This is a genomic window from Tepidiforma sp. (genome assembly GCF_034432735.1).
Lineage (GTDB): Bacteria > Chloroflexota > Dehalococcoidia > Tepidiformales > Tepidiformaceae > Tepidiforma.
Genome location: NZ_DAOUBJ010000064.1, coordinates 1 through 24,558, shown reverse-complemented (window position 1 = coordinate 24,558; position 24,558 = coordinate 1). Strand labels below are relative to the sequence as shown.

The following is a 24,558-nucleotide window of genomic DNA, read 5'->3' as shown; positions in this document are numbered from 1 at the left end:
GCGTCGGAAAGGCCGCAGCGAGCCGCTATCGAGCGTACCGACGTGCCATCGAAACCGTGGCGCGCAAACGCTTCCATCGCGGCTTCGAGGATGCGTGCCCGCGTCCGGTCGCTACCCCGTAAGATCGTGCCCCCTTTTGCCTCGTCACGTGCCATAGGGAGGCTCCAGGTTGAGGCAACGCCGGATAGTGAAACGCACCCGCTCGCGGAAGACGGCTTGGTCCAGGACCTCCCTGGCTTCGTTGCCGTACGTAAGGACCGCGTCCCACAGGATTCCGGAGAGGGTGTGGAACAAGATGTCGGCCGCGGCAGCGATATCGCCGCAGTAACCAGCCGAAGCGAGGATGCGCGCAACCTCGTCGTGGTACCGTTCCTCGCCGTCGAGCAGGTAGTCGACGGCCTCCTGGTCGCCACGCAGTTGCTGCGCTAGGACGGCACGGACCAGGGCAGCATTGTCGGCCCACCAAGCGAACATGTCTGCGAGGACGTCGACTGCCTCGTCGAGGTTACGCGCACGGGGCGGGACCCCGTAGTCGGGCTGGACCATCAGTGCCCGGAAGAGGTCGTACTTGCTCGGAAAGTAGTAATGGACTGCCGGGTCGCTCACCCCGGCCCGGTTCGCGATCATCCGGACCGACGTGCCATCGAAGCCGCGCTCCGCGAAAAGCGCCCGGGCAGCCGCGAGAATGCGTTCCCTCGTCGCCACGGCTTCCGAGGTCTGTGGCTCCCTCACCGACCGAGGCTGATTTGCCATGCGCGGAGTATAGCCGCGCTCGGACCAGGTGCGTAGATGTTGGCCACCTGGTTCCCCGCTCCCTCGAGCGATCAGGAAGCTGCGGCTGCTTCGCCGGTCGATTCGGTAACGGTGCCGGCAGAGCTGCTATCGCTCGTGCCGTTGGAGGTAGAATCGCTCAGCGCGGACTGCTTGTTACGACTGTCGGTGATATACCAGCCGCTCCCCTTGAATACGATGGGTGGCGCGTGGAGCACTCGCTTGGCCGTACCCTGGCCACACTCCTCGCACTGATGGGTGGTTGGGGCATCGAACCCCTGACGCAGCTCGTACACCGCATCGCATGCGGGGCAATGGTATTCGTAGGTCGGCACGGGTACACCCTCGGATATCGCGTGCTGTGCGCCCATCATCGGCGCATTAGCACTCCCATGTCAAGAGTGCTAAAGCGGGGCGGATGCACCGAGGGCACGCTAGAATTCCCAACTGGAGAGGTGCCCGAGTGGTTGAAGGGAGCCGTCTTGAAAACGGCCGTGGGGCAACCCACCGTGGGTTCGAATCCCACCCTCTCCGCCACCCTGAAAAGCCGCTTTCGCGCACAACCGCCGCCAGGCGTACCCTAGGAGACCGGCGGGGTGTAGCTCAGCCTGGCAGAGCGCCTGGTTTGGGGCCAGGAGGTCCCGCGTTCGAATCGCGGCACCCCGACCACGCACCGGATCAGACGCATCCCCGGCAGTCCGGGGCGCGCGCCGTGGGGCATCGAAGATGAGTGACGAGTTCGGCGTCGACCTTGACGAAGTCTTCCGAGTCATCGATACCGCCGAGGTTCTCGTCGTCCGATTCCACTTTATCGACCGTCGTCTGCTCGTCGATTTCAGAACCCGCCCCGGAGTCGAGCCGCTCGTCCGCGTCGTTCCCCGCGCCGAGTCCGTCGAGGACCGCTTTCGCTCGATAAAACGACTGCGCCCCGAGTTTCCCCTACCCGACCGCGTGCTCACGTTTCACTGGCCCCGCTCAGTTCCGGTGCTTCTCGCCAGCGGAGCCTGGCAGCGCATTGTCGACCGAGCTTCCTCGCTCGGGTCCGACGAAACGACCGATGCCTGCGCACGTGCCCTCGAGGAACTCCTTTCGCTCGAGCGGCGTGAAGTCACGAGCGCCATTCGGGGCGCCGGCCACTACCAAACCCTGTGGGAGCGTCGCGCCCGGTGACGCACATCATCGACCTCCGCAGCGACACGGTCACGCGCCCCACCTCGGAGATGCGGGCCGCCATGGCGGCGGCCGAAGTCGGCGACGACGTTTTCGGCGACGATCCGACCGTGAACCTCCTGGAAGCCCGAGCCGCCAGCCTCGTTGGGAAAGAGGCTGCCCTCTTCGTGCCTTCCGGAACGATGGCCAATCTCGTCGCGTTGCTGACGCACGCGACACCCGGCGACGAAGTCATCCTCGGCGACCAGTCACACATCTTCCAGTATGAAGTCGGCGGGGTCGCTCGTATTGCCGGTCTCCTCACCCGGACACTCCATAATCGCGAAGATGGAACGCTGGACATCGACGAATTCGCCGAAGCGATTCGCCCGCAGACGATTCACTCACCCGGAACGAAGCTCCTCTGCCTCGAAAACACGCATAATCGCTGCGGCGGCGCACCCATCGAGCCCGCAATTATCGAGCGCCTTTCGGCCGTCGCTCACGAGCATGGACTCGAGGTGCACCTCGACGGGGCTCGCCTGTTCAACGCGGCCATAGCTCTTGGTTGTCCGGCACGGGCAATCGCAGCGCCCTGCGATTCCGTTACCTTCTGCTTCTCGAAAGGGCTCGGCGCCCCCGTCGGCTCGGTGCTCTGTGGGAGCCGCGACTTCATCGAACGGGCGCGACGAAACCGCAAACTCCTCGGTGGCGGCATGCGGCAGGCGGGCGTGCTTGCTGCAGCCGCGCTCTACGCCATCGATCATCATATCGACCGACTGGCCGACGACCACGCCAACGCCCGCCGGCTGGCCAACGGGCTCGCGGAGCTCGGACCGTTCAGGCCCAACTTGCCGCGGACGAACATCGTGGTCGTCGAAATCCTTCGCGGAACCCCGGAACAGTGGCTCGCTGACTTCGCGGAAGCTGGCGTGCTCGCCGTTCCCTTCGGCCGCGGTCGCATCCGGATGGTCACCCACCTCGACGTATCGAGTGCCGACACCGAAGAGGCCCTCGCCCGAATTTCTCGCATCGTAGAGGCACGAATCGCTTGAATCGCTTCAAGAACCTGCTGATCCTCCCAGTTCTCGTCGCCGCCACTTTCGCGGGCTGCACATCCGGCTCCGATTCTCCGCCGGCCGAGCGGGTCTTCCTTGGTCCCCCCTGGCAAGGAAACGAAACCTTCACGTACGACTTGCTGGCGAGTGGTCGTGACCCCTACGGCACGTGCGTTCTCAAAACGGAGGTTGCCGTAGAGCCAGGAGTCACGCGCGTCAGCCGCCTCTGCAGCGACGAGCCGGGCCCACACCGCGACGACGGTACCGCCGAGGTGGTGGCCCAAACGCTCGAGCCGCTTCGTTCGACAAGGGTGCAAACCGATTCCGAAAAGAAGACCCGGATATCGTTCAACGCTACGTACGAGTACCCGATCGTGAAGTACGTTGCGGACGAGAACGGGAAGCTCCGCCAGACCGAGCGCGAGCTCCCGAAGCCAACCGAGCAGAATCCCGACCCAGCCTATTACGACGACGAGACCATGCTTTGGCTCGTCAGAGGTATCGAGCTCCGAACTGGCTACGAGGGTACCTATCGCAACGTATCTGCAGCCACAGGTGCTGTTTTCGATGTGAAGCTCCGTGTAGAAGGCGAAGAGGAGATCACCGTACCGGCGGGCACATTCCGGACCTACAAGGTGCGCATCAGCACATCGACCATTACCCAGTTCGCCTGGGTCGAGGTCGAGTCCCCGCACCGCGTGGTCAAGGCGCGGGTTCACGGCATCCAGGACGTGGACTACGTCCTCACGAGCGTCGGAGCACCCTAACGGAAGCAAGCAGGACGGACCGAGCAAGGGCGGGCTATGCTCTGGCCTTGCCGTTGGCATTGCCCCCGCCGACGGGCCATCGACGAAAAACGCAAACGGAGTCTGCGAAGTGGTAAGAATCGGGGGCTTCGTCTTCTTGACAGTGGTGAAGTGTCTCACCAAGATGCAGCAACCGCTTTACCGACCAGTCAGCCAGGAATCCGAATAGTCCCTATGCCAGCCATTTTCGTCATCAGCCGTGACCCACGGACGCGTACCTCTCTGGCTGAATACGTCCGAGAGCGGGGGTACGACGCCGGTACGGCTACGAGCTACGACCACGCCATGGAAGTGCTCGGCGAGTATTGGTTCGATGCGCTGGTCGTGGACATCCAAGGCGTCCCCCGCGGCGAAAACGGCTCCACCTTCGCCCAGTTCAACCACTGGCTGGCCCTCACCTATCAGCGCCGCGCCCCGGCGATGGTCTATTTGCTGCACAAGGGGGCGCGCCGGCCACACCTCCGCATCGACGGCGCCGTCATTAAAAAGCCGTTCCCGCTCGAGGCTCTTGGTGAGGCGCTTCGTGAACGAGTCGGGCTGCCGGGCCGCGAGCGGCGCGATCGAGGGCTCGACCTCGACCTTGCCTCCAACACCCTCCGCTGTGGCGAACGGCAGGTGCACCTGACGAACATCGAAGCGACGCTCCTCGCCTACCTCATGGAACACGAAGGCGAGACGCTCCACCCCCGCGACCTGCTGGTCGACGTCTGGCAGTACCGAAACGCCACCGGTGCAAGCACGCTCGTTCGTGCACACATGAGCAACCTCCGCCGGAAGCTCCGTGAAGTGCTCGGTTCCAACGACGCGATCCAGACAGTTCGCGGCAAGGGCTACCGCTTCATCGCTTGAGGAGGAGGGTCGGATGCGACTGGGACTGAATGTCGGATATTCCGGCTCGAAAATCGAGCTGCCGGTGGAGCTCATCAGGTACGCCGAGTCGCTGGGTTACGACTCCGTTTGGACCGCGGAGGCCTATGGTTCCGACGCCGTCACCCCGCTCGCGTACCTTGCTGCCGTCACGAGCAAGATTCGACTCGGCACCGCCATCATGCAAATCCCGGCGCGAACTCCGGCCATGACGGCGATGACCATGTCGACACTCGATGCGATCTCTGGCGGGCGTGTCATGGTCGGTCTTGGCCTCAGTGGACCACAGGTGGTGGAGGGCTGGCATGGTGTGCCATACGGGCGTCCCGCCGTGCGGATGCGAGAGTACGTCCAAATCCTGCGCAAAATCTGGGCGCGAGACGAGCCGGTGACGTACGCCGGCGAAGAATACCGTTTGCCGTACGACGGGCCGCGGGCCACCGGCTTAGGAAAGCCTTTGAAGAGCATTCTCCATGGGCGCCAGCTCCCGGTGTACTTAGCCACGATGGGCCCGGTGAACATCCGGACCACCGCCGAGATCGCTGATGGGTGGCTCCCCATCTGGTTCTCACCCCGGCGCATGCCACTCTTCCGCCCCCATCTCGAGGAAGGGTTTCGGCGCGCGGGCGGTGGAAAGTCTTGGCGCGACTTCGACATCGCTGCCGGGTGTACCGTCGCCGTCGGCCACGACGTCGGCGCCCTCCTCGCTCAACAGAAGCCGTTTCTGGCGCTCTACATCGGCGGGATGGGCGCGCGTGAGAAGAATTTCCATAACGAGATGGCCATCAAGTACGGCTATGGCGACGCGGCGCAACGCATCCAAGAGCTGTACCTCGCCGGACGGAAACGAGAGGCCGAGGCCGCCGTGCCGGATGAACTCGCCGACGAAATGTCACTGGTCGGCCCGCCGGAGCGCATTCGCGCTCGGTTCCGCGATTGGGAGGACGCTGGGGTCACGACGCTCCTCGTCCAGTCGCGGCAGCCCGAGGCCTTACGCCTCATGGCCGAACTCGCGGGCGCGCGGCGTGAGGAAACGGCTTAGCCTGCCACTTCCCCTGACGTTGTAGCTCTTTCGTACTTCCGCACCGGGGTCAGCACGATCGGCTGGAGCGGTGGAGCCCCGAACGACGCGATGACGCGGTCCTCAGGTGCCGGGCCATACGTGGTGGTCCGTTGGCGCGGTGTCCTGCCCATCGAACGAATCACACGCTCCATCTCCTCCGGCGGAAGCTCTTGTCCGAATCCGGCTCCGGCGGCGCGAGATATGCTTTCGTTCATGAGCGTGCCTCCCATGTCGTTCACCCCCGCATCGAGGCAGGCGCGGACCCCCTCGACCCCCATCTTCACCCAGGACACCTGAATGTTCGTGATGTACGGGTGGAGCGCCAGACGTCCAACGGCGTGCATGAGCACCGCCTCGCGGAAGGTCGGGCCCGGACGCGCACGGCCCTTCAGGTAGATCGGGGCCTCCATGTGCACGAAGGGCAGGGGAACGAATTCCGTTATCCCACCTGTCCGCTTCTGAAGGTCGCGGAGCGCCACGAGGTGGCGGGCCCAGTTCCGCGGATGGTCGATGTGGCCATACATAATGGTCGATGTCGTTCGGAATCCTACCCGATGGGCCTCCTCGACGACGCGGAGCCATTCGGTCGTCGAAAGCTTGTCCGGGCAAAGGATGACGCGGACTTCGTCATCGAGAACCTCTGCAGCCGTCCCGGGGAGCGTTCCCAGCCCCGCTTCGCGCAGCCGTAGGAGAAATTCCCGGACCGAAACGCCGAGCGTTCGAGCACCCTGGGCAACTTCCAGCGGCGAAAAGGCGTGGATGTGCAGACCTGGCACTGCCGCCTTCACGGCCCGCAAGATGGCCAAATACGTGGCCCCGGTGTAGTCGGGGTGAATGCCACCTTGCATGCAGACTTCCGTTGCTCCGCGGTCCCACGCCTCGCGTGCCCGGCGCACGATCTCGTCGAGGTCGAGGTCGTAGGGAATGCCGCGCAAGCTTTCGCTGAGCTTTCCTTTCGCGAACGCACAGAACTGGCACCGAAAATAACAAATGTTGGTGTAGTTGATGTTCCGGTTGACGACATAGCTCACCACATCGCCGTTCACGGCGCGGCGAACGCGGTCGGCTGCCTCGCAGACCAGGTGGTAATCGTCGCCGCGAGCCTGGAAGAGGCGGACAATTTGCGCTTCGGTTAGCTCATGCCCCGCTTCGTTCGCGGCAAGGATGTCGCGGACGTCGCGCGTCGATGTGTCGACCGGCCTGGCGGGATGGAGCCGACGCGGAACATCGGGCGCAGGCGGCGGGACCGTGGCATCGCCCGGTGACCAAGAGTCGACGCGAGCGAATCCCTCCGCATCGATGGCACGGATTACCGCCGTACGCATCGCCGGGTCCTGCCAGCGCTCGGAATCGAGCGCGTAACGAGGATAGACTGGGAGACGCTCGACCAGGACCTTGCCGCACTCTGCGGTTCGCTCTCGCAGCTGCTCCAGGTGTGGCCAAGGCGCTTCGGGATTCACATGGTCGGGTGTGACGGGGGAGACGCCACCCCAATCGTTCAACCCTGCCGCCACCAGTTTCGGGTAGTCGTCGTAGCTGAGGTTCGGGGGTGCTTGAATGTTCATCTCCGGTCCGAAGACCAGCCGCGCCACCGCAAGGGTCCATAGAAGGTCGTCGAGATCCGGCTCCGGGGCATCCGCCATCTTCGTCCCAGGTTTGGCGCGGAAGTTCTGGACGATGATCTCCTGGATGTGGTCGTACTCGAGGTGGAGCCTGCGCAGCGCGAGGAGCGATTCGACCCGCTCCTGCCGGGTCTCACCGATACCAATCAGAATCCCCGAGGTAAAGGGCACGCGTTGCCGCCCGGCTTCCGCTATGGTCGCAAGCCTCACCGACGGGCGCTTGTCCGGAGAACCGTAGTGCACCGCGCCTTTCTCCGTGAACAACCGCTCCGCAACGCTCTCCAGCATGATGCCCTGCGATACCGAGACCCGTCGGAGCGCCGCGATCTCGTCCGGGGACATGACACCGGGGTTCGTGTGGGGCAACAGCCCGGTCTCACGATGGACCAGCTCTGCCATCGCTGCGAGGTAGGCAATGGTCGTGGGGTACCCGAGTTCGTCCAACTCGCGTTTCGCCACACGGTAACGAAGCTCGGGTTTGTCTCCCAGCGTAAAGAGGGCTTCATGACAGCCCGCCGCGGCACCTGCCCGCGCAATTTCGAGCACCTGCTCGGGTGTCAGGTAGGCGCGCTCGCCGGGCTTGGGCGGCCTCGCAAACGTGCAATAGTGGCACACGTCCCGGCAGAGTTGCGTCAGCGGAATGAAGACCTTGCGCGAGTACGAGATAACGTTTCGGTGGCCGCGGTCGCGGAGTTCCGAGGCGGCGGCGAGAAGAGCTGCGAGGTCGGTCTCCTCGGCAAGAGCGAGGGCTTCGTCCTCGGTTGGAAGGGTGCCGCCTAGCGATCGCTGAATGGTTCGGGCGGTGGTTGCCAGCATCTTTGGCTCCTGGCACGCCGATTCGAAGCAAGTTCATTCATTGAACTTTCCCCTGCGCGCGCGTAGCATAACGCAACGAACACCGGGGGGCCACCGTGAAGACGCCAGTCCGTTGCCCTGTTGCTGCCACGCTGAAACTCGTCGGCGACCGCTGGACGTTGCTCATCGTTCGGGACTTGTTGCGAGGTCGACGTCGGTTCAACGAGCTGCGCGAGTCGGTCGAGGGAATACCGCCAGCCGTGCTATCCACCCGGCTCCGCACACTCGAAGCGGCAGGGGTCATCGAAAGGCGCCAATACCAGGACCGCCCGCGCCGGCACGAATACCGTCTCACGCCCAAAGGTCACGCGCTCGGGGTGGTCGTGGGTGCCCTCGCCGATTGGGGCCAGCGTTATGCCGAAGCCGACTTGGCACTCGTCGATGATGCGTGTGGCCACGGCATCAGCGTTGTCTACCACTGCCCGACCTGTGCCCGCGAGGCGCCTCGGCGTCGCGTCCGCATCGTCGGGCGGGACGAAGCCCAGTTGCTGGCTGGAGGTGGTAGGACTACGCTGCCCCGGTGACCCAACCGTCGCGCGTCATCTATCTGCCACCCGGCGTCGCCGCGATCCCGCCTGCCCCGGTCGTGTCGAACGGCGCTCCCTTCGACCGGAACTTTTTCGAATCCGTTCTTCCCAAGGCCATCCAAGGCTTCTGTGCCCAGGTGAATTGCGAGGTGCCGGTCGTGGAGCTCACGACTATCGACGGCGTGACGCACTACGTGAACGGCATCAGCGGCGTCGCGGACCAGTGGGTCGCCCTTCACACCTCGAGTCCGGATCACGACCACCCGACGCAGGTGTTCATTCCTTACCAAACCATATTTCGGGTCGAAATCCACCCGGAGCACGATGTCCGGCGGCATCGCCTCGGGTTCGTCACCGAGGCAGCTCGGCAGGACGCCACAGCCCCCACTGCACGAACCGTCCGACGCGCAGCAGCCAGTACCGACCCTGGGCGGTAGAAGAACTTTTGTTCGGCAACCTTCGACTCTGGCAGAATGTTCAGCGTGACCCAGGCTGCACCTGCCGATGCGCTGAGACACTTCAGCCCACCCGTTCGGGAGTGGTTCCGTGCCGCGTTTGCCGCACCGACGCCAGCACAGGAACTCGGCTGGGAGGCCATCGCGACCGGCGAACACACCCTTCTCCTGGCCCCGACAGGTTCCGGCAAGACGCTCGCCGCCTTCCTCGCTTGTTTGGACAGACTCGTTCAGCGTTCACCCCTCCCCACGGACAGGCGAGGTACCCCTCTGCGTTCGGGTGTCAGCGTTGTGTACGTTTCGCCACTGAAGGCGCTCTCCTATGACGTCGAACGTAACCTGCGCGCACCCCTGGCGGGGCTTCGCTTGGCCGCCCTGCGCGCGGGGCAGCCCGAGCCCGATATCACAGTCGGTGTTCGGACCGGAGACACGCCGGCACGAGACCGCGAGGAGCTGCGCCGCCGCCCGCCCGACATCCTCATCACGACCCCGGAATCGCTCTACCTCCTCCTCACCTCCGGGGCCAGGGACATCCTGAGGACCGTCGAGACGGTCATCGTCGACGAAATCCATACGATGGCCGGTTCGAAGCGAGGCGCACATCTTGCGTTGACACTCGAACGACTCGAGCGGCTCACTGGCAAAGAGTTCCAGCGCATCGGACTCTCAGCGACGCAACGTCCGCTCGACGAAGTCGCGCGGTACCTGGGTGGCGACCGGCCCGTCCGCATCGTCGATGCTGGAGCGAGGCGCCCCATCGACCTCCAGGTCGTCGTCCCGTTCGAGGACATGACTCGACCGACCGATTACGCCGGACCCGTTCCCGAAAGCGAGCTCTCGCCCGAACAGAGAAACTCGGTTTGGCCAGCCTTCTATAACGAAATCTTGCAGCTCGTCCGCGGTCACCGCTCGACCCTCGTCTTCGTCAACAACCGTCGGCTAGCCGAGCGTGTAGCCTCCCGCGTCAACGAGCTGGCCGGTGAAGAGCTCCTCCGAGCCCACCACGGCTCCGTCTCCCGCGAGCAGCGACAGCTCATCGAAGAGGCACTGAAGGAGGGCCGCCTCCCGGGCATCGTCTGCACGAGTTCGATGGAGCTCGGCATCGACATGGGTGCGGTCGACCTCGTTATCCAGGTCGAGTCGCCGAAGAGCGTGGCAGCCGGGCTCCAGCGTGTAGGCCGGGCCGGCCATCATGTCGATGGTCTGAGCCGCGGCCGGATTTTTCCCAAACATCGCGGCGACCTCCTCGAGTGCACCGTCGTCGCGCGCCACATGCGCGATGGCGACATCGAAGCGACCCGGGTCCCGCGTAATCCCCTCGACGTTCTCGCCCAGCAAATCGTGGCTGCCTGCGCCGTCGAGGATCTCACCGTGGAGGAACTCCACGGGCTCGCGCGCCGGAGTTACCCATTCATCTCGCTCACCCAGCAGCAGCTCGAAGGCGTACTCGGGATGCTCGCGGGGCAGTACCCATCGGATGAGTTCGCAGAGCTGCGTCCGCGCATCACATGGGACCGCGAAACCGGCCGTGTCTCGACCCGACGCGACGCCCGAACACTCGCTATCGTGAACGCCGGCACCATCCCCGACCGAGGACTCTATGGGGTGTATCTCGGCGAAGGGGGCCCCCGAGTCGGGGAACTCGACGAGGAGATGGTCTACGAAAGTCGTCCGGGCGAAACTTTCATCCTCGGCGCGACCACCTGGCGTATCGAGCGAATCACTCGCGACCGCGTCATCGTCTCGCCGGCTCCCGGCCAACCGGGGAAAATGCCCTTCTGGCGCGGCGACGGAGTCGGTCGTTCCTCCGAGTTGGGCGAGTCGATCGGAGCCCTCGTTCGGGAGCTCGAACGATTCGAAGATGAAGCCGAAGCAGCAGCTTGGCTGCAGCGATCGACGGACCTCGATGACCGGGCGGCGCGCAACCTCGCCGCCTACATAGCTGACGAACGTGAAACTACTGGTCTCGTCCCGACCGACCGGCGAATCGTCGTCGAGCAGTACATGGATGAGCTCGGCGACTGGCGTTACGTCGTCCTCTCGCCGTATGGAGGGCGCGTCCATGCCCCCTGGGCCATGGCGATCGAAGCCCGACTCGAGACGGGCGGCTACGGCGAGGCACAGGTCATTTGGGGTGACGATGGCATCGCTATCCGATTCGGGGGTGCGGAATCACCTCCGCCGCTCGAAGTGCTCTTCCCGCCAGCCGACGAAGTCGAGGATCTGGTGGTCGAGCGCCTCGGCGGCACAGCCCTCTTTGCCGGGCGATTCCGCGAGAACGCGGCCCGCGCCCTCCTCCTGCCGAGAAGACGGCCCGGCTCGCGCACACCGCTGTGGCTCCAGCGCCAACGAGCCGCCAATCTGCTCGCCGTGGCCAGCCGATACGGTTCCTTCCCGATCATCCTCGAAACCTACCGGGAGTGCCTGCAGGACATCTTCGATCTCCCCGCACTGACCCGCCTTCTCCAGCGGGTCGAACGACGAGAGGTCGAAGTTCGCCATGCTACGGTGCGCGACGCCTCCCCCTTCGCCCGCTCGTTGGCGTTCGAGTACATCGCAGCCTTCATGTACGAAGGCGATATGCCACTGGCCGAGCGCCGTGCCCAGGCGCTGACAATCGACCGGGCACAGCTCCGCGACCTTCTCGGAGAGGCCGATCTCCGCGATTTGCTCGACCCCGCGGTCGTCGACGCTGTCGAGCTCGAGCTCCAGGGCCTCACGGCGCACCGCAAGCCGAGCAACGCGGACGCCGTCCACGACCTCCTCCGACGGCTCGGCGACCTCTCGCTCGACGAGGTCGCCCCGCGCCTTGCCGAGCCGGCTCGTGCCACCGACCTCCTGCGCGCCCTTGTGGGATCCGGGAGGGCGTGCCCCGTGCGGATAGCCGGCGAGGAACGTTGGATCCCGACAGAAGATGCTGCCCGGTACCGGGATGCCCTCGGCGTGATGATCCCGCAGGGTGTGCCTGGTGCTGCTGCACTGCCCGCCGAGGGCGCTGTCTCGGGGCTGGTCGCTCGGTACGCTCGAACGCATGGCCCATTCACCGCAGAAGCCGTCGCCTCGCGCTGGCACCTCCCCACGGGTGTCGTCGATGAGGTGCTACGGACGTTGGAGCGGGACGGACTCCTCGTACGGGGAGAATTTCGCCCAAGCGTATCCGGGGTCGAGTGGTGCCACACCGAAGTATTGCGGCTGATCAAACGCCGTGTGCTCGCCCGTCTGAGGAGTCAGGCAGAACCCGTCGAGCCGACAGCGTACGCGCGGTTTCTTCTCGAGTGGCACGGCATTGCCGCGAGGCGCCGCGGGCTGGACGCCCTCCGGGAGGCCATCGTCCAGCTCGAGGGATACCCATTGCCAGCCTCCGTCCTCGAGCGATTCGTGCTCCCTGCCCGGGTCGAGAACTACACGCCCGCCATGCTCGATGAGCTCTGTGCGACTGGGGAAATCGCGTGGATCGGAGCTGGGCGCATCCGTGACGACGACGGGAGGCTGATGCTCGTCGCGCGGGAGCGGCTGGCCGCCTACCTCCCGGACCCGGAGGAGCCGTCGAATGAGCTCGAGGGGGAGCTTCTCGAATTGCTCGAACGCCGCGGCGCTCAGTTCTTTACCGAACTTGTCGCTGCCAGCGGCAGGCCAATCGGTGATGTCCTCGAGGCTCTCTGGAATTTGGTCTGGTCTGGGCGAGTGACAAATGACACGTTCGCGCCCGTGCGGGCCTGGCTTGGCAAAAAAAGCGGCGGCCGACCTGCAGCCGGCGGAAGGTTGCACCGACTTCCTCCCGAGTCGACCGGCCGGTGGTCGCTGCTCGCCGGCGGTGCCGACCATACCCGGTCGATGCACGCTCGAGCATCCGCGCTGCTCGAGCGCCGCGGCATCGTGACCCGTGAGGCGGCCAACGCCGAGCCTATCCGCGGTGGATTCGCGGGGCTCTACCATGTCTTCCTCGAGATGGAGGAACGTGGCCGAGCGTTGAGGGGTTACTTTGTGGAAGGTCTCGGCGGGGCACAGTTTGCCCTTCCGGGAGCAGTCGAGCGCCTGCGCGCAGCCCGGGACAGGTCGGTGCCAGCCCGCACGGTCCTCCTCGCGGCCACCGACCCAGCCCAGCCGTACGGAGAGGTGTTGCCTTGGCCAGATGGTGATGCCCCCGAAGGCAAGCGATGCCCGGCCCGCGCCGCTGGGAACTTCGTCATCCTCGCCGACGGTCAGCCGGTCATCGCTCTAGAGCGTCGCGGGCGCTCGCTCATCGTATTGCCGCCTGGCCACAGCGACGGCGAACGACTGGCAGAGGCGCTCGCTTGCTTGATCCATGCAGCACCTGCCCTCGAGCCGCGTGGGCTGGTGATCGAGCGAATAGATGGGGAGCCTGCAGCTGATGCGCCACTCGCCCCGGAGTTGCTCTCGCGTGGTTTCAGGCGGGGTTACCGCGGTCTCGTGTATCGCCCAAATCCCGGTGGGGAGACGGGGCGTGCCTGAGGGCGACGCTCTCTTCCGTTTCGCACGTCGCGTCGATGGCGCTCTCGCGGGCAAAACGATTGTCCGTGCCAGAGCGCAAGGCCCGGGCCCGGTGCCCCAGGTCGAACGACTCATCGGCGTCGTTTGCGTCGGCGCCCGGTCGGTGGGAAAGAACCTTCTCATCGAATTCGCCAATGGCTTGGTCCTCCGTGGCCACCTGCGGATGTATGGCACGTGGCACGTCTACCGTCCTGGACAAGCGTGGCGTAGGGCGGAGCGCGAGGCTCGCCTCGTGCTCGAGGTCGAGGACTTCGTCGTCGTGAACTTCAGCGCGCCGGTAATCGAACTTCTGGAGTCGCGAGCGCTACCCTCTTACCCCCCGCTTGCTGGGCTCGGGCCGGACCTGCTCGACGACAACTTCGACCCTCTCGAGGCGCTCCGACGTTTCCGTGATCCACTCCGCGCAGACCTCACCATCGGCGACGCCATCATGGACCAGCAGGTGATGGCAGGAGTGGGCAACATCTGGAAACACGAAACGCTGTTCCGCTGTGGCATCAACCCCTGGAGGCGGGTTCGCCACCTCGACGACGATGAGCTCCTTCGGATCGTCGCGACGGCGCGCGACCTGCTCCGCGCGAGCGTTGGGAAGCCTGACGGTCGCGGAATTGCCCGGCGACCTGAAATGTACGTCTACCTCCGGTCTGGCCAACCGTGCCGACGGTGCGGCACGCGGCTCGTGTCTGCCCGCCAGGGCGTCGACATCCGTTACACGACGTGGTGCCCTCGCTGCCAGCCAGGCGAGGGCGAGCCCGCGAGCGCCAACTCGTTGGTCGAACCCTGACAGGAGGCGGTGACGGCTTCGAGGGCGTTCGCAAGCTTCTCTGCCAGTTCGAGGTCGTTGCGGGTGCGAAGCGAGAAGGTGAGGTCGTGGAGCAGACGATTCGTGGCGGACCGAAGCGCCCGGTCGACGGCCTCACGGTCTGCATCAGGCGCGGAATCCAAGGCGCGGAGGAGCGCGTGCCGGCGAAGCTCCTCGGCTGCCTTACGGAATCTCCCGATAGGGTGCGCAGCGTCTTCTGCGTGGCGGGCCAGCCGCCGCGAGAGGATCGATCCAAGCTCGGCCCGGAGCCGCGCCCGGAGCGCCGTCGCGTGTGGACGCCGCTGCTCGGCCCCGATGAGGTCTTCGAGGCGAACGATCGGTACATCGGTTGATTCCGCGAAGTTGCGCGGCGTGCCCAGGTCGATGATCAGTCGAGCACGCGGCAAGACGGCGGGATCGATCAGCCCGGCGGCAGACCCAAGGCAGCCCACGACCACGTCGACCGCTGGAAGCGACGCAACTTGTGCGATTGGCACGAACGGCAGATCGAGCCCAGGGTCGCGCCGACCGCAGGCCGTCACGTCGAACCCTAGCTCTTGCCCCCGCTGGGCGATCAGCCGACCCATCGCACCCGTCCCAAGGACAAGAAGCTTGCCCACCGGGAGGATCCCCACTTCGCTCAGGGCTCTGTCGAGAAGATGGCCGGCGTGGCTTCGCACGGGGAAGGTCCGTCGGGCTTCACGCGCTGCAGCGAGGGCGACGTCGGCCGCCGCCCGCAAGCTGCCCCGCGTCCCGCGGAATGCCATCCTTACCTGTCCCATGATCTGGCGTTCGCCGAGCACGACGGCATCGAGCCCCGCCGCGACGGCGGCCAATCGCTCCAACGCCGCCCAACCGTCCAATCGAGCCGGTGCCCAACATTCGCAGTCGCCGAATCCGTAGACCTCCAACCGCTGACAACTCTCGACGATGGCATCTGCCGGGTGGGTCTCCCGTGCATACGCGGAGACCGCCGCGAACTCCGCGGCACTCAGCGACACGGTGCCCCATGCACATGCTCGGAAGTTCGCGAGCCACGACGGTGTCGCCATGTTATTGACTAAGTTTATCTACTTTAGTGACCGACGGAAAGGGCCCCCCGCTGGCGTTGCCAGCGGAGCAGATGGCCGAGGGCGAGTCCGGCGCGCGCGACCGAGGGGTACGTCGCCAGCCCGGCCCGCCAGCAGAGCTCTTGGAAATCGAGCGATTGCGCGAAGCCCTCGACGTTGGTTGCCGGCCGAATGGCAACCACAATGGGCTTGCCCGTCGCTTGCTGGATACGTCCGAGGGTCTCCGCCTGCTTCGCCATCCGACCACGAGGGTCCCCGAGCCTCGCCATGGGACCAGCCCCGAAGCTCGTGTGGTAGAGAATCGCATGAACGTTCGGCGCCTCGGCCACCGGCCGGAAGCTGGCTTCGAATCCCTCCTCTTCCCACACCGAAGTGGTGTCGATAGGGTTCCGAATGCTGGTGCCAGCCTCGTGAGTCACCTTGGCGAGGGCGGCCTGCGTCTCAGGTAGCAATGGCGGGAGGACAAGCCCGGCCGCCGCGAGGTCGTCGGCGGCCAGAACGCTTGCACCGCCACCACCCCCAATCACCACGACGTTCGGTCCAGCGAGCCGCCGGACGAATTGGAACGTCACGGCGAGGTCGGTAAGTTCCTCGAGGCTCTCCACCCGAACGGCGCCGGCTTGCTTGCACAGAGCATCGAACACCAGAAGCGACCCAGCCAGCGATGCCGTATGGGAGGTGGCCGCCCTCGACCCTGCATCCGTACGGCCGCCTTTCAGAATAACGAGCGGCTTCTTCGCTGCCGTTTCGCGAATCACGCGGGCGAGGCGCGGTCCGTCCTGAATGCCTTCGAGATAGGAGACGATGATCTCGGTCTCTGGATCCTCGGCAAGGTACTCGAAAAAGTCGGCAGCCTTCAGGTCGGCGCCGTTGCCAAAACTGATGACCTTCGAGCACCGAACGCCCCGCGGGATGGCGTAGCGCACGAATTCCCCGGCATTCATGCCCGACTGGGAAACCATACCGACCGGACCTGGCTCGGGAGGCTGACCCGGCATCATCGCGAGCCGTGATGCAGGCACGTACAGACCCATGCAGTTCGGCCCGATGATCCGAATCCCGGATTCCCGAGCGCGGGCAACGATCGCTTGCTCCATCTTGGCTCGCTCCACGTCGCCCGTCTCTGTGAAGCCAGCAGTGAAGAGGTGCAGCACGCGAACGTTCTTGGCGATACAGTCCTCGAGCAGCTCCGGCACGTGGCGTGCGGGCACCGAAGAAATGACATAATCCACATCGTCCGGAATATCGCGAAGGCTCCGGTAGCACTTGAGGCCCCGGATCGCAGGCGCCGTCGGATGAATCAGGTAGATCGGACCGCGGAAGCCGGTCTCCTGCAGCGAGGCGACGAACCCGCCTCCTCCAAAGCCCGCTCCCTCCTTTGCTGAAACGCCGGCAATGGCGATGGACTTTGGATGGAAGATGAAATCGAGGGAGGGGCCTTCCGCCACGTCGCTTCTCCGAATGGTTCTTCGCGCACGAAAGCCCGGCGACCACCGGGCACTGGCAGTCTACCAAAGCCGGCTATCGGGGCGCCTGTAGTCGGCTATCGGGGTACACTGGCGGCCGGTACCTCGCCAACCACGCCGCGGAGCCTGACTAGGTGGCAATCATCCCCATTCGCCGCGCCGGCGACCCGGTCCTCCGGGAGCCCGCGCGCCGGGTCCGGACCATCGACCGCTCGATCCACAAACTCATCGAGGATATGTGGGAGACCATGTACGACGCGCCGGGCGTCGGGCTTGCCGCACCGCAAATCGGCATCCCGCTCCGGGTCATCGTCATCGATGTCCACGACGAGAAGTATCAGCCGATCGCCCTCGTGAACCCGGAAATCGTGAGACGGTCGGGGCAGCGGGTCTGCGACGAGGGCTGCCTTTCGGTCCCCGGCTTTCGTGGGCAGATTTCTAGGTCGGTGCGGGTCGTCGCTCAGGGGACGGACCCTTACAGCGGCAAGATCGTTCGAATCAAGGCAGAAAACGACCTGATGGCCGAGGCGCTCGAGCACGAAATCGACCACATCAACGGGATTCTCTACATCGACTATCTTCCTGGCCCGGACGCACTCGTTCCCCTGAGTGACGCGCCCGAGGTACGGAGCTGAGGAGCTGCCATGCTGATCGAACACGTTCAGGCGATGGAGGTTCTGGATTCGCGCGGGAACCCGACTCTTCGGGTCGCGGTCGTGCTCGAGGATGGCGCCACCGGGTCTGCGATGGTGCCGTCCGGGGCATCGACGGGAGCACACGAAGCCGTTGAACTTCGCGATGGCGGCACCCGCTACGGCGGAAAAGGTGTCCTGAAAGCAGTCCGGAACGTCAACGAACCGATCGCCGAGGCGCTTTCCGGTGTCGACGCCAGCGACCAAATGCTCGTCGACCGTATCCTTTGCGAGCTCGACGGCACCCCCAACAAAGGTCGCCTCGGCGCCAACGCCATCCTCGGCGTTTCGCTCGCCGTTGCCCGTGCCGCCGCTGACGCATGGGGTGTGCCGTTGTACCGGTATCTCGGCGGGCCGATGGCCCGCATCCTTCCGGTCCCGATGTTCAACATCCTCAACGGCGGCAAACACGCACCCGACAGCACGGACTTTCAGGAATTCATGGTGATGCCTGTCGGGGCCGCGACATTCAGCGAGGGCCTCCGGATGGGCGTCGAGGTCTACCACGCGCTCAAAGCAGTGTTGCATGACGCCGGCCACATCGTGTCGGTAGGCGACGAAGGCGGGTTCGCCCCATCGCTTGCAGGGAACGAGGCCGCTGTCGAGGTCGTCATGCAGGCAATCGAGCGCGCTGGGTATCGGCCCGGTGAGGATGTCGTCCTCGCTCTCGACCCAGCTTCGACCGAGCTGTTCGCCGATGGTCGTTACACCCTCGCCAAGGAAGGGCGCGTGCTCACCTCCAGTGAGCTCATCGATCATTGGGCAGCTTGGGTCGAGAAATATCCCATTCGCTCGATCGAAGATGGCCTCGCCGAAGATGATTGGGAGGGTTGGAAGGCCCTCACCGCCCGTCTTGGCCAGCGCTGCCAGCTTGTCGGCGACGACCTGTTGGTCACGAATCCCGCGCGCATCAGGCGCGGTATCGCGGAAGGAGCCGCGAACAGCGTGCTCGTCAAGCTGAACCAAATTGGGACCCTCACCGAAACCCTCGAAGCCGTCCAGGCCGCTCATCGGGCTGGTTGGACAACCGTGATCAGCCATCGCTCGGGCGATACCGAAGACGCGTTCATCGCTGACCTCGCCGTCGCGACTGGCTCGGGCCAGATCAAGACTGGTGCACCAGCACGAAGCGAACGGACGGCCAAGTACAACCGTCTCCTCGAGATCGAGGCCGAACTCGGAAACCGAGCAGAGTACGCCGGGTGGGGTGCGATTCGCCAGCTCGGCCCCGCCCCTGTCCGGGAATCCCCTGCCCAGTCTCGCCCGCGGCCTCGGACCGACCGTCGGCGTTCCCGTCACTGAAATGCACATCGCACTTCGGACGGCGTTGGACCGCCTGTTGTACGAGGGTGCGGTGGTAATCCACATGCTGAACCTCGCGCCCGCGGATGCCTCGGAGCGCCAGGTCGACGAAACAGGTCGCACGGTCGGGACGGAAATCGCCGGGCTCGCGGCGTCACTCCAGGCGCTCGCCGCTTGGATCGAGGGAGCGTTCCAACCGTCCTCCGGACCCCAACCTGGCCGCCAAGAAGACCGCGAAGCAGGCGAAGGTGGTGTCGAGGCCCTCCGAGTGGCGTTGCGCCGGCTTTACGCCGCTGCACTCGCCGCCCCCGGCGACGCGCTCCATGCCGAAGCTGCAGCGGCGCTCTGGGAGGCAGCGAGCGTGTTCACCGCCTCCCGCGAGAGATTGCTCATGGCGCTGCCGGAGAGCGCTCCAGATGCCGTGGTTCGACGGTGGCAACGTGCACCCGCTCCGCCGCCACTCACCCCCGTCGACGTCGGCGATGGCGCGGCGTAACGTTCGGATCGAATCCCGGCTGGGGTATTGCCCGATGTCCGACCTTGACGCGATCGTCGCCGAGCTGCGCGCACACCGGCGCCGGTTCGATGCATTTTGCCGCTCGCTCACCGAAGACGAACTCGAACGTCCGGTTCCCCAATCGACCTGGCTGGTCCGCGATTTCATCGCCCACCTCGCGACGATCGACGTGCCTGTGGCCGAGATGTTCCGTGCCGTCAGAGCGGGCGACGAGGCGGGCCTCCGCACGCCCGACGGAAACCGATTCGATGTCGACGATTGGAACGAGAAGCAGGTGCAGGAACGACGAGGAAAGACCGTGGAGGAACTGCTGTCAGAGGCGCGCACCCAACGCGCATCCCTCGAGCGCGAGCTGCTCGCACTCACCGAACGCGACCTTTCCGAAACGATTCGGTTCGCGGGTGACGCCAAGCGGCCGCCGGCGACCATCCCGCTCATGGTCTACCTCCGAGGATGGTGCAAGCATGACCCGATTCACGCCGCAGACATGCTCCGGGCCCTACCCGAACGGGCGGATAGCCTGCGAGATTGGCTCGAAGACCCTGTCGTTGCGCGTTACCAACAGGCGATGAACCCGGCGTCATGAGCAGCCACCGCATCTCCCCTCCCCGCGTCTACCCCGAGGCGACCCGTGCCGCACGACCGCCTACGGAACTGGCCGGAAGCGCCGATACCCACCGGCAAACCAGCTTCATCCTTCGAGAAGAACTCGACCTCCTTGTTGAAGGACTCGAGCTCGAGGGGCAGCACGCGCAGGTCGCCGCGGGATCCAAATTCCGCAACCGCGTGGTTGCGGCCGTGTTCGGCCCGTGGTCTCGCGGCTGGCTGGCCCGCTTGCAGGCTCTCCATGCCACCGAATGGGGCGACTACTCATCGGCAGCCGTGCTCGTACGGGCCGCAGCCGATTTCGAGGCTGCCGCGGCCGCTCACCTCTCGGACCGGGCGGCAGAATGGACGAGCTGGCTCGAGGCGGGCGGTATCGGCGAGGCGCCCTCCTTGCGCGCTGCCGAATTCCGAACCCACCCGTTCCGCTCGGCGGAGTCGCTGGCGCGGAATCCGACACTCGGCAGCGTCTATCGCGAGGCCTCGCTGTTCGCCCTTCCGCACCTCGGCACCACCGCCCTTCTCACGGCATCGGAATCCAACGGTGAACGCTACCTCGCCACGTTCGCTGACCGCGACTTCCATCTCGGGCTCGCGGAGCTGGTTTTCGGCTGGTTGCTCCGCCTCGGGATTGGGCATGCGGAAATCATGAGGACCGCCGGTGCCGAATTGCCTCCTCTTCCGCAGAAGGCAGAAGATTGGGCCGCACGCGCCGCTCGGCTGGTTGCCCGGCGCAACCGCTGTCGATTGGAAGACATCGAAGTCGAAGGCGAGTCGCGCCTGATCCTCGTCAACTGGCGACGAGAGCCGCGAGGCGCTCCCAAACGCGTCCTCGTCTGAGCCAGTCGAACCGACTGGAACCGCGAAATCGCGGAGCGGTGTACCATCGGCACGTGCGTTCCCTTTCCCTTACCGCTTTGCTCACCGCAATTGTCGTCGCGACGCTCCTCGCTGCCTGCGGAGGCGGCGACAGTTCGCCCAAAGCCACGGGCACCGGAAACGATGAGGACTACCTTCGAGCGGTCTGCGCCGGCATCGACCAAGTGTCCGATGCACTCGTCGCGGCTACGAGTCCAGCCGAAATTGCGCGCGTCCTCGAGGACTTCGCCGCCACCATGAGGGCAATCGACCCTCCGCCGGACCTCGCTGATTACAACCGGAAATTCGTGGCCTATCTCGAAGCTGCGCTCGACGACCCAACGTCCGTGGTCACGACGTCGCCGCCCCTGCCACCCGATGCGGCACGCCGTCGCCTCGCTTCGCTCGAGCCAAGTATCCCCGAGTGTCGGGAGCCCACGTTCTTCAGCCGGGGGCTCGACTAGGCCGCCGCAAACCGCGACCGGGCGTATACTTTCGGAAACCTTCCCGATACCCGGGACGAGGAGACCCATGCCAACACCGTATGCATACTTCCAGGGAAAAATCGTGCCGCTCAGCGAGGCGAAAATCGGGGTGATGACCCACGCCTTCAACTACGGCACTGCGGTCTTCGAAGGTATTCGGGGGAACTGGAACGCGGAAGACCAGACGGTCTATCTGTTCCGCATGCGCGAGCATTTCGAGCGACTGGCGCAAAGCGCCAAGATCCTCATGCTTCAGATGCACGATTCGGTCGACCGGCTGTGCGAAATCGCCGTCGAGCTCGTCGAGCGCAGTGGGTTCACCGAGGACGTCTACCTCCGGCCGATGGTCTACCTCTCGAGCGAGCAGCTCGGGGTGCGCTTGCACAACCTCGATAGCGACACGCTCATGTTCCTCACCCCGTTTCCGGCTTACCTGCCGGAGGTCGCCCGGTGCCATACCAGCACCTGGCGCCGCGTCCAGGACACCGGCATTCCCCCAAGGGCCAAAGTCACCGGTATCTACGTCAACAGCGCGCTGGCCAAGACGGAGGCAAATGCCAACGGCTTCGACGAAGCCATCATGCTGAACGAAAATGGTCACGTTTCCGAGGGCAGCGGAGAGAACATTTTCATTGTTCGCAACGGCCGGCTCATCACACCCACCCCGGCCGACAACATCCTCGAGGGCATCACCGCTCGGAGCGTGGTGGAGCTGGCACGAAACGAACTCGGCATCGAAACGATCGAGCGGGAAATCGACCGGACCGAGCTGTACATCTCCGATGAGATCTTCATGACCGGGACGGCCGCCCATTTGACTCCGGTCGTCGAAGTCGATCGGCGAACGATCGGTGATGGTAGGCCTGGGCCGATCACCCAAAAGCTCAGCCAGCTGTATTACGACTGCATCCGAGGGAAGAACGAGAAGTACCGGGCATGGTGCACGCCGGCGCGCGTCCGCGTGGCGAACTGAGGACGGTGGTCTTTCGCCCGCCCAGGGCCATGGGCGTCATCATCGGTGGCGCCTTCGCCGCTTGGGCCATGTCAGTCGCGCTCATCGCGGCCAACATCGCATGGGGATCGCAGCCGGAGTTCAAGACGTTTCTCGCTTGGGCCGCAGCCGCCGGCGCAACCTTCCTTGCCCTCGTGTTCGTCACCTGGGCGATTGCCGTTGGCACGATGGCATACGTGGTTGGTCCCGAGGCGCTCGAAATCCGTTGGGGATGGCGGCGCGTGGTTGTCCCTATCGGCTCGATTCAACGGCTCGTTCCAGGTCGGACGCTGGATCCGCCGGAGGTTCACGGGCTCAACTGGTGGGGATGCCACGTCGGCGCGGCCGACGTCAAACGCGTTGGGTACACGCTGTTCTACTCGACGCACTCGAACCCAGAGGAACTGCTCTACGTCGTAACCGATGGCGAGGCTTACGGCCTGACGGTGGACGACCAAGCCGCATTCGCCGAGGCCATCCAGGCTCGAGCCGCGCTCGCTCCCGTCGATGAGCAGGGTGGCCAGCGGTCCATCGGCGTGGGCCCCGGTGCATTGCCCCTCTTCCGGGACCGCATCGCACTCTGGACGATCGGGGCGGGGGCTGCGCTCTGTGCGCTCGCCTGTGGCTACGTCTTTACCTCGTACCCGGGCGTACCGGAAGTGGTCGAACTTCCATTCCCTGCCCTCGGTGGAATCGTCCGGGTCGGAGACCGCTCCGAGCTCCTGAACATCGCCTACCTAGCGGCCGCCATTTACGTTGGAAACGTAGTGGCTGGCGCAGCCCTCCATGCCGTCGAGCGCGCGGCCGGACTCTGGTTGTTCGCGAGCGGAGCCCTCCTCCAAGTCGTGTTGCTCGGTGCGGCGCTCATCGCCTTTGCCAACGCCTGACTCGTCGCGAGTCCGTGCACGGTTCCGCCACGCGCGGTAGGATTTCAACCAGGCCCCCGTAGCTCAGCGGATAGAGTGTCGGCCTCCGGAGCCGAAGGCGCAGGTTCGATTCCTGCCGGGGGTACCACCGCGACTGTCTTGCGCTAGCCCGCTACTTCGGACGGTGCATCAGCGAGAATTGCCGCGAGCATCTCCGGATCGACGTTTCCGCCCGAAACGACCGCAGCGATTCGGCCCCCGCGAGCGACCGGCACACGACCGGCGAGGAGTGCGGCCACCGCGAGCGCCCCGGTAGGTTCGGCCACGAGCTTCATCGTCTGCGCCAGGAAGCGCACGGCGTGCCGAAGCTCGTCATCGGTGACCGTCACCACCCCGTCGGTGAGTCTCGACACCACCCGGAAAGTCAGGGCTCCCGGCTGCCTCGTCCTGGCGCCGTCGGCAATCGTTCTTGGCGGGTCTATCAGGACTGGCCGTCCAGCTGCGAGGCTTCGAACCCAGTCGTCGCCGTCTGCCGGCTCGACCCCGAATATCGAGCTGCGGGGCGAGAGTACCCGGACCACCGTCGCGATTCCCGAAAGGAGGCCTCCGCCGCCGAGGGGCACGACGACGGCATCGAGGGGCCCCGAATCCGCGAGAAGCTCCAGGGCCAATGTTCCCTGGCCCGCCATCACGGCTCGGTCGTCGAATGGCGGGATGGCGGTCGCGCCTGTCGCGGCCGCGAACGCCTCGACGAGGGATGCAGGCATGATCGTACGGCGGTCGTAGAGCTCGACTCGTGCGCCGTACGAGCGAGTCGCCGCAATCTTGGACAGCGGCGCATCGGTGGGCATGAAGACCGTAGCCGTGGTTCCGGTGATAGAAGCGGCGAGGGCGACCCCCTGCGCATGGTTACCGCTCGATGCCGCCACCACCCCGCGCGCCCGTTCCTGTCCGCTCAGCTGAAGCATGCGATTGAGTGCCCCCCGTATCTTGAACGAACCGGTACGCTGCTCGTTCTCGCACTTGAGCACAACATGGGCGCCCACCCTTTCGTCGAGAAGCCGGGACGAGGCGAGACGCGTACGGTGAACGTGCCCCGAGAGGCGGTCGCAGGCGCCGACGATGTCCGCGAAGGAGAGGGGCAGGTCATCCATCCCGCGCACGCTACCGCACCAGCACTTGCCCGGCCACTAGCCGAGGCATCCCGCTGCCGTTAGGATG

24 protein-coding genes and 3 tRNA genes are annotated in these 24,558 nt (G+C 65.3%); 20 read left to right on the top strand and 7 right to left on the bottom strand.

The annotated features are described in order from the left end of the window. The 3 genes from VAE53_RS13190 to VAE53_RS06585 all read right to left on the bottom strand — a co-directional run. A partial coding sequence (locus tag VAE53_RS13190) for a TetR family transcriptional regulator (RefSeq protein ID WP_369294036.1) occupies positions 1 to 155 on the bottom strand: 155 nt, incomplete at its 3' end. Next, entirely contained in the window at positions 145 to 753 is a 609-nt protein-coding gene (locus VAE53_RS06590; protein ID WP_322818571.1) for a helix-turn-helix domain-containing protein, read from the bottom strand. The genes VAE53_RS13190 and VAE53_RS06590, both read right to left, overlap by 11 nt. A 71-nt stretch (positions 754 to 824) precedes the next feature. Beyond that, positions 825 to 1,106 (bottom strand): FmdB family zinc ribbon protein, encoded by a 282-nt coding sequence (locus VAE53_RS06585; RefSeq protein WP_322818570.1) that lies wholly within the window; start codon positions 1,104 to 1,106, stop codon positions 825 to 827. Between the two features lie 114 nt (positions 1,107 to 1,220). Between VAE53_RS06585 and VAE53_RS06580 the strand changes: the two genes are divergently transcribed. From VAE53_RS06580 to VAE53_RS06550, 7 genes are all read left to right on the top strand, one after another. Then, positions 1,221 to 1,308, top strand: a tRNA-Ser gene (locus VAE53_RS06580). A 55-nt stretch (positions 1,309 to 1,363) separates the two neighbouring features. After that, positions 1,364 to 1,440 (top strand) — tRNA-Pro (locus VAE53_RS06575). Positions 1,441 to 1,497: 57 nt separating this feature from the next. Continuing rightward, positions 1,498 to 1,941, top strand: coding sequence for a hypothetical protein (locus VAE53_RS06570; RefSeq protein WP_322818569.1), 444 nt, complete (start codon positions 1,498 to 1,500; stop codon positions 1,939 to 1,941). Continuing rightward, positions 1,938 to 2,975: a low-specificity L-threonine aldolase gene (gene ltaE, locus VAE53_RS06565; RefSeq protein WP_322818568.1), complete on the top strand. Its 1,038-nt coding sequence runs from the start codon at positions 1,938 to 1,940 to the stop codon at positions 2,973 to 2,975. The genes VAE53_RS06570 and ltaE overlap by 4 nt, the downstream gene beginning before the upstream one ends. Further along, positions 2,972 to 3,745: a DUF3108 domain-containing protein gene (locus tag VAE53_RS06560; RefSeq protein ID WP_322818567.1), complete on the top strand. Its 774-nt coding sequence runs from the start codon at positions 2,972 to 2,974 to the stop codon at positions 3,743 to 3,745. The genes ltaE and VAE53_RS06560 overlap by 4 nt, the downstream gene beginning before the upstream one ends. Positions 3,746 to 3,958: 213 nt before the next feature. Continuing rightward, complete coding sequence (locus VAE53_RS06555; RefSeq protein WP_322818566.1) at positions 3,959 to 4,633, top strand: response regulator transcription factor; 675 nt, start codon at positions 3,959 to 3,961, stop codon at positions 4,631 to 4,633. Positions 4,634 to 4,646: 13 nt separating this feature from the next. Next, on the top strand, positions 4,647 to 5,693 hold the full coding sequence (locus VAE53_RS06550) for an LLM class F420-dependent oxidoreductase (protein WP_322818565.1): 1,047 nt from the start codon (positions 4,647 to 4,649) through the stop codon (positions 5,691 to 5,693). Here VAE53_RS06550 and cofH read toward each other — a convergent pair. Continuing rightward, positions 5,690 to 8,152, bottom strand: a complete 2,463-nt coding sequence (cofH, locus tag VAE53_RS06545; RefSeq protein WP_322818564.1) for a 5-amino-6-(D-ribitylamino)uracil--L-tyrosine 4-hydroxyphenyl transferase CofH — start codon at positions 8,150 to 8,152, stop codon at positions 5,690 to 5,692. The genes VAE53_RS06550 and cofH overlap by 4 nt on opposite strands. A gap of 95 nt (positions 8,153 to 8,247) precedes the next feature. On the opposite strand from cofH, the gene VAE53_RS06540 reads away from it, so the two are divergent. The 4 genes from VAE53_RS06540 to VAE53_RS06525 are packed head-to-tail and all read left to right on the top strand — an operon-like array spanning position 8,248 to position 14,469. Further along, complete coding sequence (locus VAE53_RS06540) at positions 8,248 to 8,715, top strand: helix-turn-helix domain-containing protein (protein ID WP_322818563.1); 468 nt, start codon at positions 8,248 to 8,250, stop codon at positions 8,713 to 8,715. Then, the gene (locus tag VAE53_RS06535; RefSeq protein WP_322818562.1) at positions 8,712 to 9,155 is read left to right on the top strand and encodes a hypothetical protein; all 444 of its coding nucleotides are present in this window, start codon (positions 8,712 to 8,714) and stop codon (positions 9,153 to 9,155) included. The genes VAE53_RS06540 and VAE53_RS06535 overlap by 4 nt, the downstream gene beginning before the upstream one ends. 45 nt (positions 9,156 to 9,200) lie before the next feature. Beyond that, a complete protein-coding gene (locus VAE53_RS06530) occupies positions 9,201 to 13,646 on the top strand; it encodes a crosslink repair DNA glycosylase YcaQ family protein (RefSeq protein WP_322818561.1) in 4,446 nt (1,481 codons plus the stop codon). Beyond that, positions 13,639 to 14,469 (top strand): DNA-formamidopyrimidine glycosylase family protein, encoded by an 831-nt coding sequence (locus VAE53_RS06525; RefSeq protein ID WP_322818560.1) that lies wholly within the window; start codon positions 13,639 to 13,641, stop codon positions 14,467 to 14,469. Before VAE53_RS06530 ends, VAE53_RS06525 begins: the two co-directional genes overlap by 8 nt. Here VAE53_RS06525 and VAE53_RS06520 read toward each other — a convergent pair. Together VAE53_RS06520 and VAE53_RS06515 are read right to left on the bottom strand one after the other, a co-directional pair. Further along, positions 14,394 to 15,539: a hypothetical protein gene (locus VAE53_RS06520; protein ID WP_322818559.1), complete on the bottom strand. Its 1,146-nt coding sequence runs from the start codon at positions 15,537 to 15,539 to the stop codon at positions 14,394 to 14,396. The two genes, VAE53_RS06525 and VAE53_RS06520, sit on opposite strands and share 76 nt — an antisense overlap. 23 nt (positions 15,540 to 15,562) lie before the next feature. After that, entirely contained in the window at positions 15,563 to 17,005 is a 1,443-nt protein-coding gene (locus VAE53_RS06515) for a CoA-binding protein (RefSeq protein ID WP_322818558.1), read from the bottom strand. A 152-nt stretch (positions 17,006 to 17,157) separates the two neighbouring features. Here VAE53_RS06515 and def point away from each other — a divergent pair, with 152 nt between their 5' ends. The 9 genes from def to VAE53_RS06470 all read left to right on the top strand — a co-directional run bounded on the left by def (position 17,158) and on the right by VAE53_RS06470 (position 23,485). Then, the gene (gene def / locus VAE53_RS06510) at positions 17,158 to 17,658 is read left to right on the top strand and encodes a peptide deformylase (protein ID WP_322818557.1); all 501 of its coding nucleotides are present in this window, start codon (positions 17,158 to 17,160) and stop codon (positions 17,656 to 17,658) included. Between the two features lie 9 nt (positions 17,659 to 17,667). Further along, entirely contained in the window at positions 17,668 to 19,017 is a 1,350-nt protein-coding gene (eno, locus tag VAE53_RS06505; RefSeq protein WP_369294035.1) for a phosphopyruvate hydratase, read from the top strand. Position 19,018: 1 nt separating this feature from the next. Continuing rightward, positions 19,019 to 19,513 carry a hypothetical protein gene (locus tag VAE53_RS06500; RefSeq protein WP_322818556.1) on the top strand — a complete coding sequence of 165 codons (495 nt, stop codon included), beginning with the start codon at positions 19,019 to 19,021 and terminating at the stop codon, positions 19,511 to 19,513. A gap of 34 nt (positions 19,514 to 19,547) precedes the next feature. Next, entirely contained in the window at positions 19,548 to 20,120 is a 573-nt protein-coding gene (locus VAE53_RS06495; protein WP_322818555.1) for a maleylpyruvate isomerase N-terminal domain-containing protein, read from the top strand. Next, on the top strand, positions 20,117 to 20,977 hold the full coding sequence (locus VAE53_RS06490) for a hypothetical protein (RefSeq protein ID WP_322818554.1): 861 nt from the start codon (positions 20,117 to 20,119) through the stop codon (positions 20,975 to 20,977). The genes VAE53_RS06495 and VAE53_RS06490 overlap by 4 nt, the downstream gene beginning before the upstream one ends. Before the next feature lie 53 nt (positions 20,978 to 21,030). Further along, complete coding sequence (locus VAE53_RS06485; protein ID WP_322818553.1) at positions 21,031 to 21,459, top strand: hypothetical protein; 429 nt, start codon at positions 21,031 to 21,033, stop codon at positions 21,457 to 21,459. A 67-nt stretch (positions 21,460 to 21,526) separates the two neighbouring features. Further along, entirely contained in the window at positions 21,527 to 22,453 is a 927-nt protein-coding gene (locus VAE53_RS06480; RefSeq protein WP_322818552.1) for a branched-chain amino acid transaminase, read from the top strand. After that, on the top strand, positions 22,417 to 23,358 hold the full coding sequence (locus VAE53_RS06475) for a PH domain-containing protein (protein WP_322818551.1): 942 nt from the start codon (positions 22,417 to 22,419) through the stop codon (positions 23,356 to 23,358). The genes VAE53_RS06480 and VAE53_RS06475 overlap by 37 nt, the downstream gene beginning before the upstream one ends. A gap of 52 nt (positions 23,359 to 23,410) precedes the next feature. Continuing rightward, positions 23,411 to 23,485, top strand: a tRNA-Arg gene (locus tag VAE53_RS06470). Positions 23,486 to 23,501: 16 nt separating this feature from the next. On the opposite strand, the gene VAE53_RS06465 is transcribed toward VAE53_RS06470, so the two are convergent. Continuing rightward, positions 23,502 to 24,491, bottom strand: coding sequence for a threonine/serine dehydratase (locus tag VAE53_RS06465; RefSeq protein WP_322818550.1), 990 nt, complete (start codon positions 24,489 to 24,491; stop codon positions 23,502 to 23,504). Positions 24,492 to 24,558: the final 67 nt, after the last annotated feature.

Coding starts and splice junctions, on each gene's coding strand:
- VAE53_RS06590 (WP_322818571.1), bottom strand. CDS start 753: ATGGCAAATCAGCCTCGGTCGGTGAGGGAGCCACAGACCTCGGAAGCC.
- VAE53_RS06570 (WP_322818569.1), top strand. CDS start 1,498: ATGAGTGACGAGTTCGGCGTCGACCTTGACGAAGTCTTCCGAGTCATC.
- VAE53_RS06555 (WP_322818566.1), top strand. CDS start 3,959: ATGCCAGCCATTTTCGTCATCAGCCGTGACCCACGGACGCGTACCTCT.
- VAE53_RS06550 (WP_322818565.1), top strand. CDS start 4,647: ATGCGACTGGGACTGAATGTCGGATATTCCGGCTCGAAAATCGAGCTG.
- cofH (WP_322818564.1), bottom strand. CDS start 8,152: ATGCTGGCAACCACCGCCCGAACCATTCAGCGATCGCTAGGCGGCACC.
- VAE53_RS06520 (WP_322818559.1), bottom strand. CDS start 15,539: ATGGCGACACCGTCGTGGCTCGCGAACTTCCGAGCATGTGCATGGGGC.
- eno (WP_369294035.1), top strand. CDS start 17,668: ATGCTGATCGAACACGTTCAGGCGATGGAGGTTCTGGATTCGCGCGGG.
- VAE53_RS06500 (WP_322818556.1), top strand. CDS start 19,019: ATGCACATCGCACTTCGGACGGCGTTGGACCGCCTGTTGTACGAGGGT.
- VAE53_RS06495 (WP_322818555.1), top strand. CDS start 19,548: ATGTCCGACCTTGACGCGATCGTCGCCGAGCTGCGCGCACACCGGCGC.
- VAE53_RS06490 (WP_322818554.1), top strand. CDS start 20,117: ATGAGCAGCCACCGCATCTCCCCTCCCCGCGTCTACCCCGAGGCGACC.
- VAE53_RS06480 (WP_322818552.1), top strand. CDS start 21,527: ATGCCAACACCGTATGCATACTTCCAGGGAAAAATCGTGCCGCTCAGC.
- VAE53_RS06475 (WP_322818551.1), top strand. CDS start 22,417: ATGGTGCACGCCGGCGCGCGTCCGCGTGGCGAACTGAGGACGGTGGTC.
- VAE53_RS06465 (WP_322818550.1), bottom strand. CDS start 24,491: ATGGATGACCTGCCCCTCTCCTTCGCGGACATCGTCGGCGCCTGCGAC.